Source organism: Roseateles sp. (genome assembly GCF_965262435.1).
Lineage (GTDB): Bacteria > Pseudomonadota > Gammaproteobacteria > Burkholderiales > Burkholderiaceae_C > Paucibacter_A.
In genome coordinates this window covers 3239861-3254049 of sequence record NZ_OZ253537.1, presented here as the reverse complement: position 1 = coordinate 3254049, position 14189 = coordinate 3239861, and the positions used below count along the sequence as shown (strand labels likewise).

At 60.0% G+C, this 14189-nt stretch carries 12 protein-coding genes; all 12 read right to left on the bottom strand.

The window, feature by feature from the left end; translation table 11 throughout:
* Positions 1-19: 19 nt before the first annotated feature.
* The 12 genes from ACQY39_RS14115 to ACQY39_RS14060 all read right to left on the bottom strand — a co-directional run bounded on the left by ACQY39_RS14115 (position 20) and on the right by ACQY39_RS14060 (position 14038).
* A complete protein-coding gene (locus ACQY39_RS14115) occupies positions 20-211 on the bottom strand; it encodes a hypothetical protein (RefSeq protein WP_263517484.1) in 192 nt (63 codons plus the stop codon).
* 322 nt (positions 212-533) lie between these two features.
* Positions 534-2216, bottom strand: a complete 1683-nt coding sequence (locus ACQY39_RS14110; RefSeq protein WP_428507230.1) for an MFS transporter — start codon at positions 2214-2216, stop codon at positions 534-536.
* Positions 2217-2586: 370 nt separating this feature from the next.
* The gene (locus tag ACQY39_RS14105; RefSeq protein WP_428507228.1) at positions 2587-3237 is read right to left on the bottom strand and encodes a 2-hydroxychromene-2-carboxylate isomerase; all 651 of its coding nucleotides are present in this window, start codon (positions 3235-3237) and stop codon (positions 2587-2589) included.
* Positions 3238-3330: 93 nt separating this feature from the next.
* Entirely contained in the window at positions 3331-3570 is a 240-nt protein-coding gene (locus ACQY39_RS14100; protein WP_428507226.1) for a DUF1289 domain-containing protein, read from the bottom strand.
* Positions 3567-4103: a YbaK/EbsC family protein gene (locus ACQY39_RS14095; RefSeq protein ID WP_428507224.1), complete on the bottom strand. Its 537-nt coding sequence runs from the start codon at positions 4101-4103 to the stop codon at positions 3567-3569. The genes ACQY39_RS14100 and ACQY39_RS14095 overlap by 4 nt, the downstream gene beginning before the upstream one ends.
* Positions 4104-4133: 30 nt before the next feature.
* Positions 4134-5339: a glycosyltransferase gene (locus ACQY39_RS14090; RefSeq protein ID WP_428507222.1), complete on the bottom strand. Its 1206-nt coding sequence runs from the start codon at positions 5337-5339 to the stop codon at positions 4134-4136.
* Positions 5340-5382: 43 nt separating this feature from the next.
* Positions 5383-6516, bottom strand: coding sequence for an NAD-dependent epimerase/dehydratase family protein (locus tag ACQY39_RS14085; protein WP_428507220.1), 1134 nt, complete (start codon positions 6514-6516; stop codon positions 5383-5385).
* A 54-nt stretch (positions 6517-6570) separates the two neighbouring features.
* Positions 6571-7302, bottom strand: coding sequence for a S1C family serine protease (locus ACQY39_RS14080; RefSeq protein WP_428507218.1), 732 nt, complete (start codon positions 7300-7302; stop codon positions 6571-6573).
* Positions 7303-7382: 80 nt separating this feature from the next.
* Positions 7383-8672 (bottom strand): GNAT family N-acetyltransferase, encoded by a 1290-nt coding sequence (locus tag ACQY39_RS14075; RefSeq protein WP_428507216.1) that lies wholly within the window; start codon positions 8670-8672, stop codon positions 7383-7385.
* Positions 8673-9034: 362 nt separating this feature from the next.
* Entirely contained in the window at positions 9035-10402 is a 1368-nt protein-coding gene (gene prsR / locus ACQY39_RS14070) for a PEP-CTERM-box response regulator transcription factor (RefSeq protein ID WP_428507214.1), read from the bottom strand.
* Positions 10399-12621, bottom strand: a complete 2223-nt coding sequence (gene prsK, locus ACQY39_RS14065; RefSeq protein WP_428507212.1) for an XrtA/PEP-CTERM system histidine kinase PrsK — start codon at positions 12619-12621, stop codon at positions 10399-10401. The genes prsR and prsK overlap by 4 nt, the downstream gene beginning before the upstream one ends.
* 34 nt (positions 12622-12655) lie before the next feature.
* Positions 12656-14038, bottom strand: coding sequence for a TIGR03013 family XrtA/PEP-CTERM system glycosyltransferase (locus tag ACQY39_RS14060; protein ID WP_428507210.1), 1383 nt, complete (start codon positions 14036-14038; stop codon positions 12656-12658).
* Between the last annotated feature and the right edge of the window lie 151 nt (positions 14039-14189).

The window sequence follows — 14189 nt, the reverse complement described above, 5'->3', positions numbered from 1 at the left end:
GCAGCCCGGGGCAAGCTCCTCAGTTGGAGGCAGCAGAAGCCGGTGCCGAAGCGGCCACCGCAGCAGCGGGCTCAGAGGCCGCCGCAGGCGCTTCGGCATGGCCCGCCGTCACATCATGCTTTTCGCCGCTCATATCGATGTCGCCACCCTTGCTCATGATGAAGATGGCCAGGGCTGCGAACAAAAAGAATCCGACGAGCAATTTCCACATGGTTGTATTCCCGAATCAAAAGTTTGGATGCTGAATTCTTGCGCGCCAAGCTGACAGCAGGCTGAGCGTACAGAGGCGCAAACTGCCAGCTGGCGCCGGGCAAGCATTCCAGCTAATCCAGCACTTCAGCGGCAAGGCGGCAACGGGGACCACCTCAGCCCCAGAAGTTGGCCGCAGCCCAGCCCCGGTGGAGTTTGAGACCGGCTTAGCAACGGGTGACAGGCACAAAAAAGGGAGGCCAGCGGCCTCCCTTTCCAATTCAAACTCACCGTGCTTGCCTGGCCGCGCCTTGAGCACGAGACCAAGCAAGACAGGGCCTGTTTCAATCCTTGGCGTAGATGTCCACGTCCTTGGTTTCACGCACAAACAGCAGGCCGATGACCAGGGTCATGGCGGCGACGCCGATCGGGTACCAGAGGCCGTGATAGATGTTGCCGTTCTGAGCCACCATCGCAAAGGTGATGGAAGGCAGCAGGCCACCGAACCAGCCATTGCCGATGTGGTACGGCAAGCTCATCGAGGTGTAGCGGATGCGAGTCGGGAACATCTCCACCAGCATCGCGGCGATCGGACCGTAAACCATGGTCACGTACAGCACCAGGACGAAGAGGATGGCCACGACCATGGGCTGGTTGACCTTGGCCGGGTCGGCCTTGGCGGGATAGCCGGCGGCCTTCAGGCCTTCAGACAGTTCCTTCTTGAAAGCGGCAATGCCCTTGACCGTTGCTTCGTCAAACTTGTAGTCGTTCAGCTTGGTCGCGTTCAGGCCATTGACGACCTTGTCGCCGATCTTGATAACGGCCACCGAACCAGCGGGGCCCGGCAGGGTTTCATAGCTGGCCGAGGACTGCGCCAGGGCACGCTTGGCGATGTCGCAGGAGCTGGTGAAGTCCACTTCCTTGGCCACCGGGCTGCCCTGGAAGGAGCAGGTGCTCATGTCCACGGTCAGGGTGATCTGGGCGCTGGCTTGAGCCTTGGCCAGATCCGGGTTGGCAGCGTTGGTCAGAGCCTTGAACAGCGGGAAGTAGGTGACGATGGCCAGCAGCAGACCCGCCATGATGATGGGCTTGCGACCGATCTTGTCCGACAGAGTGCCGAAGATCACGAAGAAGGGTGTACCCAGCAGCAGCGAGACAGCCACCATGATGTTGGCGGTGGCGTTGTCCACCTTCAACACGCTGGTCAGGAAGAACAGGGCGTAGAACTGGCCCGAATACCAGACCACACCTTGACCAGCCACCAGGCCGAACAAGGCCAGGGCAACGATCTTCAAGTTCTTCCACTGACCGAAAGACTCAGACAAAGGCGCCTTGGAGGTCTTGCCTTCTGCCTTCATCTTCTGGAAGGCCGGCGATTCATTCATCGACAGGCGGATCCAGACGCTGATGGCCAGCAGCAGGATGGACACCAAGAAAGGAACACGCCAGCCCCAATCGGCAAACGCAGCCTCGCCGACCAGGGTTCGCGTGCCCAGAATCACCATCAGCGACAGGAACAGGCCCAGTGTCGCCGTGGTTTGAATCCAGGAGGTGTAGGCGCCGCGCTTGCCTTGTGGCGCATGCTCTGCCACATAAGTGGCAGCGCCGCCGTATTCGCCGCCGAGGGCCAGGCCTTGCAGCATGCGCAGTGCGATCAGGATCACCGGAGCCGCAGCGCCGATGGTGGCCGAACCGGGCAAGATGCCGACGATGAAGGTCGACAGGCCCATGAGCAGGATGGTCACCAAGAAGGTGTACTTGCGGCCGATCATGTCACCCAGGCGACCGAACACCAGAGCGCCGAAGGGGCGCACGATGAAGCCAGCCGCAAAGGCCAGCAGCGAGGCGATGAAGGCCGCCTGTGGATCCAGTTGCGAGAAGAATTGCTTGGCGATGATGGCCGCCAGCGAACCGTAGAGGTAGAAGTCGTACCACTCGAACACGGTGCCGAGCGAGGAGGCGAAGATGACCTTCTTTTCCTCTGCCGTCATCGGCGTGTTGGTGGAGACTGCGTTTGCAGTTGCCATGGTGGGTGTCTCCGTTGATTTCGTCCGGCCACAAGGGGATGGACCTGGGGTCCTGAGAGGCTCTCACCAGCAAAAGGCTGAGGGCCCATCCTCTTGCAAACCGACGTTTGCTTGAGAGCCACCGACCGGTAGCTCTTGACACGCATCATGGGAGCCGGCTCTGACCCAACTCTGACGCCGAACTGAATCCAGGCTGACAAAATCCGCTGCAACCCTGCTTAAAAATTTCACAATCCGAAATTTATAGCCTTTACAGGGTAAGTCCCGGGCTGAGTCTGTCAGCCTCGGTATGCCGCTGAACTAGCGCGTCAGCTCAAGACATCGCCGGCCGCGCCAGCCCGAGCTGCCGCACTCGACTTGGCGGCAAGCCTTAGGTACCGGCGCGGCGCAAGCCAGGGCGCGGCACGGCGGCCGCCTCCCAGTCGCCCTGCTCAAACCAGGCGTCACCCTTGAGGTAGGCGGCCAGCATCTCCAGCGAATCCAGGCCCCAGAACAGCCGGCCGTCGACCTCGATCGTCGGCACCCCGAACACCCCGAGCGTCAGCGCTGCTTCGGTGGCCCCACGCAGGGTTTCCTTGATTTCTTCGCTGGCGGGGTCGCGCACCGGAGCGAGCTCCTGCGTCAGCGCGGCCAAACGCGCGGCATCGGCGGGATGAGCACCCTCGCTGCGCCAGACGTGACGGAAGATGCGCTCGACTGTGGCTCGGTTCGGCGTGCCGCCCGCCGGGGCACAGGCCCAGGCGAGGCGCAGCAAAGGCAAGGGGTTGAATGGGTGCTGGGCCGGCACCTGCAGCGGCAGTCCCAACTTGTGAGCGGCCCAGCTGACCTGACGGAAAGTCCACTGGCGCTTGGGTTCAATCTCGGCGGGTCCTTTCTGGCCCAAAGCGTGAAGCAAGGCCGCAAACAGAATCGGCCGGTATTCGACGCTGTAGCTCAATCCCTCCAAGGCTTGAGGCAGATGCTCGAAAGCCAAGGCCGCGTAGGGAGAAATCGGGTCGAAATAAAAGCGCAGCTGTTTCATGAGTAAGGCTCCTGTCGGGTGCTGCGGCCCTGTGGGCCCCAGCCGAACGCGGGTGGACGAAAGTAGATCTGAAGGACTCGTGCGGACGGGCACTCAGGCGATGAAAATGCCCTGCTCTGCCAATTGCTCGCGACGCTCGGGCAGGCGCGCCAGGATCTCGCGGCGTGTCTCATCGTCGGCGCGTGACCAGACGGTGATTTCCGGAATGCTGCGGGCACAACCTTCGCACCAGCCGGTCGGCGCATGAATACGGCAGATATTGGTGCAGGGGGAGCTCACGGTAGAGGCCGGCACTGGCGCCGCCACGGGCACAGGAGGACGCAGGCCACTCATGCTTGCACCACCTCGATGAACTCGGCACCGGTCAAATGCTTGAGCTCCTGAGGGCTCATCGGAAACACGCCGTTCGGATGGCCAGCCGCAGCCCAGATGAGCTCGAAGCGCTGCAGATCAGCGTCCAGAAACAGCTGAGGCAAAGGCAGCCCCGGCAACGGCGCAAAGCCCAGCGGAGACACCCCGCCAATCGAAAAACCGGTGCGTGCCTTGACGTAGTCGGCATCGGCACGGCCCAGAGGCCCGGTGTGCTGATGCAGCTTTTTCTCGTCAACGCGGCGGTCGCCCGAGGCAATCACCATCACCGCGGCGTCATCGGCTCGGCGACGAAACACCACCGATTTGGCAATCTGGCCCAGGCTGACGCCCAAGGCCTCGGCTGCTTCTTGCGAAGTCCGCGCGGCGACGTCGAGCCAACGGGGGGGCTGAGCATGGCCGCGTTGTCGCAAGACTGCCTGGACACGAAGAAAACCCTCGGGCCTGACTTCGGCAACTGGGGAAACAGGGGAATCGGGTGAGACGGGCAAATTCATCCGCGCATTGTCTCAGGCGCAGCCTGCCGCTCAAGCCAGGACGGTGTGCAGGACACGCGGGAAATGGATGCGGGGATCCCATTGCGCAAACTCACCAACCATCGCTGCGGCTCGCGCGCGCAGCGCCGGATCAGTCGCCAAGTCGCGCAAGGCCTGACGCATGCGCGGCTGCGCGAATTGCCCGGCGCGGAAATAGCGCCCGACGCCCGCTTGCTGCATGGCCTTCATGGTCAAAACCTGGTCCAGGTTGGAGCAGATGCCCAACACCGGCCGCCCCTTCTGCAAGGCCTGCTGCACGGTGGCACTGCCGCCGTTGCAAACCACCAGGTCGGCCCGGGCGGCCGCCTCGCTGCCCGGCAGATAGGGCGCGCTGAACACATGAGGTGAGTCCGAGCGGAAGTCGCTGCGACCGGCCGTGGCCACTAGGCAACTCAAGCCCTCGGCCAGACAGGCTTCAATGATTCCAGGCAGCAGGTCAACGCTGCCGGTCGAGCCAAGAGTGATATAGGCCAGCGGCCGGGTTTGGCTGACGGCCCGCTCCCACCATTCGGGCAATCCCATGGTCGGCGACCAGACGATAGGCCCGACATAGTGGTGCGACGCTGGCAAGCCCTCGGTAGGCACCAGGGCTGGGGTGTCCGAATAGAGCGTCAGATCACCATCGCAGTAGTACTCCCGCAAGGTTTGATAGGGCGGCAAGCCATGGTCCTTGCGCACCCGATTCATCGCAGCACAGTGATGCAAGCTGGCCCATGGCCAAACGGCACGAAACACCAGATCCAGGCCTGCATAGCCCAGATAGCGAGCCGGCGCCATCTCAGGCGCCTGCATGCGCTGATCACGAGCAAACGGGCTCCAATGCGCGTTGGCGATCGAGAGCAGAGGAATGCCGACCTTACGCGCCGCCACACTCAGGGAAAGCCGATAGTCACCCACGACCGCGGCTGGGCGCACGGACTCAAGCATGCGGATGTCGGCCTCCACGTACTGGCGCAATTCCGCCTCGGTGTAGACCGGCTGCCCCGCCGCCAGGCGCTGCAGAAACAGCGCAGGCGCAATGCTCTGCAGGGTGTGAGATTGCCATTCAGGGCTGGCCGAGCAGATCGGAAACTGACCATTGCTCGCAAACACAACCTCATGGCCCAACTCAACAGCGCGGTGGGCCAGGACGCTGGGTCGTGCCACGTGGGCCAAGGAAACAGCCTCAGCCACAAACAGCAATTTCGATGCAATCATCAGTCGCGACTCAGTGTGGGTGAGGACGTGGCGCGAGCAAGCCTCAAGACCGCCGTGCCTGGCCAAAGAGGCCGTGGGCGCGGAGCTCGCTCACAGTCTTGTCGTACAAATTCTCGGACTGTTCACCCGAGGCCCAGGCCACAAACTCCTCCATGCCCTGAAGCAGGTCTACTTGAGGTTGGAAGCCGAGGTCTCGGCGAGAACGCGCCAGATCGGCGTAGCAGGCGAAGATGTCGCCCACGCGGAACTCGCCACGGTCGTCCAGTTGGGCGTCGAGCTTCATCGCCTGTGCTTGTGTCCGGGCGATGTCGGCAATGCTGGCAGGGACGCCGGAGCCGACATTGAACTTCTGGCCGGCGGCACTTGGCGTGCTCAAGGCCAAGACATTGGCTTGCACCACGTCGCGGACATGCACGAAATCGCGGATCGGTAGTCCGCTCTCGTACATGGACAGGGACTTGCCCTCGCGAAGCAAGGAAAAGAAGATCGAGACCACCCCGGTGTAGGGATTTTTCAACGACTGGCCGGAGCCATAAACATTGAAATAGCGCAAAGTGGTGACGGGCAGTTGGTAAGTCTTGGCAAAGTAGTCGCAGTAGTCTTCCTGCTCTTTCTTCGTACGCGCATACACCGACAAAGGCGCGGACGGGCAATCCTCGGTCGTTGGCATGGCCTGCATCGGCGCCTGGCAATGCGGGCATGGCATGGAGAAATCGCCTCGATTCATGGCCGCCACCGAACGGATCTCGGGATGCTGGATGCCGTGAATCGGGCAGTTGTACAGGCCTTCACCGTAAATGGCCCGCGAAGACGAGAGCACCAGGCGATGGAGCTCCACCTTCTTCTTCAGAATGGCTTCCAAAAGGACGGCCGTGCCCAGCACATTCGTGGACACATAGTCCGCGATCTCATACATGCTTTGCCCCACGCCCGTGCGCGCGGCCATGTGATACACGGCATCGATACCGTCCAAGGCCTCCATGCAATCACTCAAGCTCAACACCGAGCCCAGGCGACATTCCGCCAGTTCTTGCAGCGCGGCACTGAACTTCGGTTCAGCGCCGTGAATCTGCGGGTCCAGGCTGTCCAGAATCCGGACGCGATGCCCCTGGGCCACCAAAGCGCGGGTGGTGTGGGTGCCGATGAATCCAGCGCCACCGGTGATCAATACATTCATGACGACTCCTCTACTGCAAGCAAGGCAGGACGTGCCGGGCCAGATGCCGGCGGATCAGCGCTGCAAAATGCGAGCCACGTTATCTATCGGTATGGCGTAGCTGATACCTGAGGGTTGGGCCAACACCGATTCCTTGGTGTTCTTGATCAAGACCATGTTGATGACGCCCAGCACCTCGCCTGTACGGGCATCGAGCACTGGCCCCCCGCTGTTGCCGGGGTAGGCCACAGCGTCCATCTGCAAGATGTTGAAAGCACCAGAACGCAGTTGCGACAGATTGCGAGCGTTGAGTGAATTGGAACTGGGCGCAGGCAGGGCCACGGGCGTGATGGCCGAGATCATGCCGCGATGGCTGACATGCGAAAAGCCCAGCGCGCCCCCGATGGGAAAGCCGATGAAAAGCACCTCGGTGCCCTCCTGGGGCAGCTCGGTTTTCAATGGCAAAGGCCGCAACGCCGGAGCGCCGATGTCCAGAATCGCCAAGTCGTGAGAGCGCTCCAAGCTGACATCCTGCACTTTGCGTATCTCCCACGCACCGTTGGCCTGCTTGACCTGCACCACCAATTGAGACTCCTGCTCGGACCCTGACTCCGGCAGCACATGGGCATTTGTTGCGATACGCCTACCATCGGCCACCGCAAAGCCTGTGCCACGGAAGGCAAAGCGCGGATTGGCCAAGGGGTTGAAGGTACCGACCAGCACCACCGAAGGTTTGCTGCGCGCAATGATCTCGGCCGTGCTCGGTAGCGGCGAAGCATTCTGGGCATGAGCTGCAGAGACAAGCAAGGCCAACGCAGCCACAACGTTGCGAAGGCCTGAAGCCCAAGTCCAGCAGCCCGGCCGCAGAACACTTTGCATCCCAAGCATCAAGCCAAATCTCCTGAGGTCAAGCTCATCTCCAAGGCGGCCACGCACTCGCGCCACGTCTGATCGGGATCGGACAACTTGAAGCCGTAGAAATTCCCTGCTTCGGTTTCTCGATGGCGCACCAAACGCACCTCGACCCGCGAACGCTTGTTGTGCCCCAGATCGATTTCAGCCCAGCCGTCCTGCTCAAGCGACAGACTGATCTTGGACTCCGCTTGAAAGCCGGAAAGCGAGATCTCGATGACATCCAACACGAAGCTCTGTTTCTGCCCGCCCAGATCGAACTCCACTGTGCCAGGGCAACGGATGGAATAGCGTTGGTGACGACGCAATGGATGGCCGTGATCAGCCGAGCCCTGCATCAAAGGCAGTACGGGGCGGTACTCGACCTGATCGTAAATCGACCACAGCAGGGACTTCTTGCGATCGTCGAGTTGGGGAAGAACTTGAGTCCTTTGATTGAAGAAGTAGTCCAGCAACTCAGGAGTCATCACCGGGTCGTTGGTGGTGAAATACTTACGGCTGGGCCGCTTGATATTGGGAAGAGTCAGCTCAAAAAAGTACCTGTGCAGGTTCTTGCGCGGTGGGCGGCGGCCGTAGCCTTGCTTGAACACAGCCGACGCGGTACGCAAATCCAGGGTCGCGCCGACAGCCGGCGCACCGTTGGCGAAGTCATAGCGATCAACAACGTTTTCCTGAAGCCGCTCGCAATACAGCACAGCCTCGTAGAGCTCGATGCGATCGGGATTCACAGCGATCACCAAGTGACGGGTGTCAAAGTACTCCGCACAGTATTCCCGCATGAATTTCATCAAGGGGAACAAGATCGCGCCGCCAGTGCGACGGAATTCAGGATGTACCGCCAACGCGGAAATCTCCGCAATCTTTCCGCCCTTGGCGCGCACTTGAGTCAGGTCAAACGCCGACTGCATGGGGAAGCCAAACACGCCTTCGCGGATGATTGAAATGGTACCCACCACACGGCCGTCGAACTTGGCACACAAAGTTGTGGTCGTGGGCAGTGCGTGATAAATCGTAACGCGCATGCCAGACGGATGCGGCTTCATGAAGCCGCTGGATACGTAGGCGTCATGCAGGATCTGAAAACATGCCTCCAGCTCTTCCTGGCTCTCCGCAATTTTCAGCTCCAATCGACTGTCGGGCGCGGGATCGCAGTCCACCATGCGCCGGTAGAAAGGAAAGCGGATGCTCTGCGGGAACTTGCGGAACAAGCCGCGCAGCTGTTGATGGAGGCTCTTGCGAAAACTGGACCGGCGGATTTGACTCATAGATTCCTCAATCTGATGCGTCCCCCAGAACTCCGCTGCATTCGGGCGGCGGGTATGGAATCAGCGGGAGTGACGGGGCCGCATGGCATTGCGGGCGCATGCTCGCCACCGTTCGGCCAATATACGTCGCGCGCAAAATCGTGACAAAGTTTGCAAGCGGCAAGACGCCCAGCTTTTCGAAAGCACAAAGACCCTGAGCTTCACAGCCCGGCCACAAATCGACTCGGTTTCAATGGGCCCTTGCTTTTGCAGCCAAGCAAATCAGGCGAGCTATACCCGCCACAGCCAACCTAAACAGTGACTGCTGAGGCCCATCGCAGCGGAGGGTGTCGCGAGCCAGCCTCAACGACCATCCCGCTTGATCAAGCCTTGATCTGCAACTTGTCCATCAGGTCGTACAAGGTCGGACGACTGACTCCCAGCAACTCAGACGCGCGCACGATATTGCCGTCCACCCGCGCCAAAGCGGCCACCACGGCCTGACGTTCAGCGCGCTCGCGAACGGTGCGCAAGTCCAGGACTGGCGCTTCTTCGCCATCCGCCGGCGCCGCAGCGGCGATGCCGATGTCGTCGGCTGTGATCTGTTGGCCGTCGGCCATGATGGCGGCACGCTTGATGATGTTCTGCAGCTCTCGCACATTGCCGGGCCAGGGATAGGCCTCGATCTTGCGGATCGCGTCTTCACCCAGACTCAGGCCAGGGCGGCGCAGCTCGCTGCTGAATTTCCGCAAAAACGTGTGAGCCAAAAGCACCGCATCACCCTGACGCTCGCGCAGGGCAGGAATGTCGATCACGATTTCAGCCAGGCGGTAATACAAGTCCTCTCGGAAACCGCCTGAGCTGATTTGAGACTTCAAGTCCTGATGGGTTGCGCCGATCACCCGCACATCGATGGGAATCTCTTTGCGACCACCGACCCGCTCAATCACCCGCTCTTGCAAGAATCGCAAGAGCTTGGCCTGCAAGGGCATGGGCAGGTCGCCGATCTCATCCAGCATCAAGGTGCCGCCGTGGGCGGTCTCGATCTTGCCTATGGTGGTCTTGCTGGCGCCGGTAAAGGCCCCCTTCTCGTAACCAAAAAGCTCACTCTCCAGCAGGTTCTCTGGAATGGCCGCGCAGTTGATGGCAACGAAGCGCCCTTCCCGCTTGGATGCCTCATGCAAGCCCTGGGCCAGCACCTCCTTGCCGGTGCCGCTCTCGCCGAGCAAGAGCACCGTGACATCACTACTGGCGACCTTCTCGATCGTCCGGCAGATGCGCTGCATCTGCGAATCCCGGGTCACCAGGCCGCTCAGGGCACCCGTTTGCTGTGCGGTTTGCAAGCGACGATTCTCTTGCTGCAACTCGTAGAGCCGGTAGGCACGCTCGACCGTCAAGCTCAGCACATCCGGATCAACCGGCTTGGACAGGAAATCGTAGGCACCCATGCGAATGGCGCGCAGTGCGTTGTCCTGGTCGTTCTGACCGGTCAGCACAATTACCTTGGCCGAAGGGTCGAGCTCCAAAAGCTTTTCCAGGCACTTGAAACCCTCGGACACCGAATCCTGATCCGGGGGCAGCCCCAAATCCATGGTCACCACGGCCGGGCTGTGGCGTCGGAACTGCAACACGGCCGAGGCCACGTCCTGAGCCAGAACGGACTCAAACCGATCGAGCGACCACTTGAGCTGCTTCTGCAAGGACAAATCGTCTTCGACGATCAGCAAAGGTTGTTGACGCACGGCACTCATGCGCCGCCCACCAAGGAATGTTCACCCGCTCCGCCGCTGTGAAACAAGGGCAAGGAAATCGTCACTGTGGTCCCGATCTTGAGTTTGCTGTCCACCGAAATCTTCCCGCCTAGTTCCTGCAGGTACTGGTAGCTCTCATATGCCCCAATACCCATGCCGCTGGATTTGGTGGTTTGGAAAGGTTTAAAAAGCCGGTTTTGAATGAATTCTTCGCTCATTCCGCAACCTTGATCGCTGATGATGAGGCGAGCCATGCTGCCATTCTGTTCCAGGACCAAGCTCACGGCGGCCTCAGCCTCACTGGCATCAAATGCGTTTTGCACCACATGACCGAGAACTCGCTCAACCCGGTCCTCGTGGCCACGCGTACGCAAGCCTTGGTTCAATTGCAAGTTCAGGCGTCGCCCCTTCGCATCGGCTGCAGCGGCCAGGCGCTTGGCAATGCCGACAAGGTCCACGCCACTGCTCAAGCCATGCGGCTTTTCGCCCTCGCGCAATTGCAGCATCAACTGGCGCATCTTTTCCAATGAGTTTTCCACCGTATCCAGCATGTCCTGCTGAAACTCGGGATTATCTCGAAGCCGTTTGGCGTTCCTCATCATCAAGGACAGCTGCGTCACGATGTTTTTCAAATCATGAACCACAAAGGCCGACATGCGATTGAAGGCATCGAACTTGCGTGCCTCTAGCAAGGCCTCTGCCGCCTGCATTTGGGCCAGATAGCTCGCAGCCTGACTGCTGGCGGTCTTGAGCAGGTCTCGGACTTCCCAGTTGACTTCGATGGGCGCCCGTGGCCGCCCGAGCAAGACCCATCCCAGCAGTTCTCCGCCCACGATCAAAGGAATGACCAACCAATAGCGCGCATCGTCCAGCAGCCAGTCAGGCAGAGCCACCTCCTGGTAATCCTGACGCCACGAACGAAGTTGTTGGGTATCGATAATCCAGTTGCGCTCACGCAGGAACTCGCAAAAGCTGGAGGCGATCGGTTCTGCCTGATCTTGTTGGGGCAGGTTCCAATGGAGCACCGGATGCAATTCGGCTTCGACACCGCGCCGCAACCACAGCGCACCTGAAGGCGCCTCCACCAAATTGGCCAATGCCTTGACCACCGTCAGGCCCATTTCCTGCGGTGAGCTACCCGAAGACAGGATGGCGGTAAACCGAAGCCACTCTTCTCGGTAGTCGTAACGGTAATTGAAGAAATTCTTGCTGATGTAGATCTTCAAGCGCGCTCGAATCGAGCCCGACAGCACAGCCACAGCAAGCGCGATCAGCGCCACAAACATCAGGGCCAATTGCAGCGCCCTGCCCCACTCACCACCGGTGTAACGGACGTAATAGCCGACCCCCGACACAAGCAGCAAATAAGCCCCCACCAGCAGGAGCGTGGCCGAATGAAACACGGCGGCCCGAGAGACATGGAGCTTGTCCAGCCAATCCACTTGCCGACGAGCGGCCATGAACAGCAGAGGCACCGCAAGACTGTGAACCAAGGCGCGCACGCTCAAAGCATCGCTGTCAAAGCGCCGGAACAAAGCAGCCTGCGAAAAAAAGAACAAATCGAAGGCAAAGATGGCACTCAGGCCAAGGCAGACAGGCTTGGCATTCCAGCGTGAATCCGCAGAAACGTTGCGCAGCAACTGCTCTAACAAAATCAGGCCCACCACAGCCTGAGCCAGCGACGCAAATGCGGCGGGCCGGCTGAGCATGACCGGCCAGGACAGCCACGGGCTGCTGTATTCACGCGAGAGTAAAAAGGCCAGCGAAACCAGGGACACCAACACCGCCAGCGGCACGAACCTAGGCAAACCTGCTGCGCGAGCCCCGCCATCAGCCGGACGCAAGAGCAGACAGATAAAGGCGAGCCACAGGGCATAGCGCAACCAGTCGGCCAGCGGGATCAGCCAGACATCGACCTCGATGGGCAGGCGCAGCCACTGGGTCAGCCAGGACAAAGCCGCCCAGGCTGTGCTGACACTGAGCGCAGACAAAAACACGTAGGAAACGATGTGCGCAGGCACGCTGCGGCGCCAACAAAGCTTCCAAGTGAAATAGAGCGTGAACACCGCATAGGCCGAAGCGGCCAGCGCATCACCAAACAAGCTGAGGTCCAGCAAACTGTTAAGCATCAGCGATTGGAGCACGACGTACAGGTCAGCTGAATCGGCACAAATGCCAAGAGCTCGCCCGCAGCGGAACAAAAAAATGGCCGGCTCCAAGAGCCGGCCCATCTTGAGTAGCGCAGAAACTCGATCAGCGTGCGCCCTTGCCGGTCAGCACCACAGCCACAGTTTCCAGCATGATCAACAGATCGAGGAACAAGGAATTGTTCTTGACGTAGTACAGGTCGTACTGCAGCTTCTCGATCGAGTCTTCCACGGTCGAGCCATACTCGTAGCGAACCTGAGCCCAACCTGTCACACCTGGCTTGACGCTGTGGCGGACGGCGAAGTAAGGAATCTTGCTGATCAAATCATCAACAAAGAATTGGCGCTCGGGACGGGGGCCCACCATGCTCATCTCACCGCGCAGCACGTTCAGCAGCTGGGGCAACTCGTCGATGCGCACTTTGCGGATGAATCGACCGACACGCGTCACCCGATCATCATTCAAGGTTGCCCAACGTGGCTTGCCATCCTTCTCAGCGTCGGTCCGCATGCTCCGGAACTTGATGACCTTGAAAATGGCACCGTTCAAGCCGACCCGTTCTTGTTGGTACAAGACCGGGCCCTTCGATTCCAGTTTGATCAGCACGGCGGTGACCACCATGATCGGCAGAGAGACGAGGAAGATCAACGACGAGAAAACGATATCGCAAAGGCGCTTGATCGCGGTGCGCACCATGCCTTGATTGAAGCCATCACCAAAAATCAACCAGCCTGCATTGACGTGGCTGATCTTGATCTGAGCCAGCGTCTTCTCGAAGTGCGTGGCAATGTCGACCACACGAATGCCATACAGCTTGCAGTCAAGCAGTTGACGCAAGGGCATGCTACCGCCGCGACGCTCGGACAGCGCCACAACGATTTCATCCACGCCCAAGCTCCGTGCGGTCTCCGTCAATGAGCCGCGCGATTCAATCATTTCACCCTGGGGAACTTCGAAGCTCTCCTCATTGGGTCCTGGCAAATACCCAACGATCAAAGCATGCGGATCCGCCGCCTTCAGGGTTGCACCGACAGTCTTTGCCACGGCACCCGACCCGAAAATCAGGATGCGTGTACGAGTCCGGGACTGAGCTCCTGCGTGAGCAGCGTAAACACGGTGCACCATCACGGCGGCCACCGCGGCCATGGCAGCGACAGTCACCAGTTGGCGGTGACCAGGGTCCACAGGCAGGAGGCTGAAAATTGCATATGCAATCGGGAGTCCGAACAACAAGCCCAGCAAAGCTCGAGCACAGGACTCTGTCAGTGACCGGTTGTGAACGTGCTGATAGAGGCCACTGGCCGAATTGATCACGAACATGCAACCAGCCAAAGACAAGCCATGAGAGGCAACAAAGGGAATCACCGAGGACGCGGCCTCGTCTTGACTCATGACCACAGCCACCACCGCGAAAACAATCAACCCCAGATCAAAAAAGACCTGCAGCAAGGTTTGCCTGTGCAAATAGTGGCTGAATATCCGAATCATGCTATTCCCCGATCACAAAAACAGAACTGCAAACCGCGTCAAGTGCCTGCCTCAAACTCTTGGCACCCAGGGCGTGGACACCGGCGTTCCGCGCTTAGCTGCGGACCTTGAAGCAGACAATCAAATCTGACGCTGGGTCGTACCTTGATCG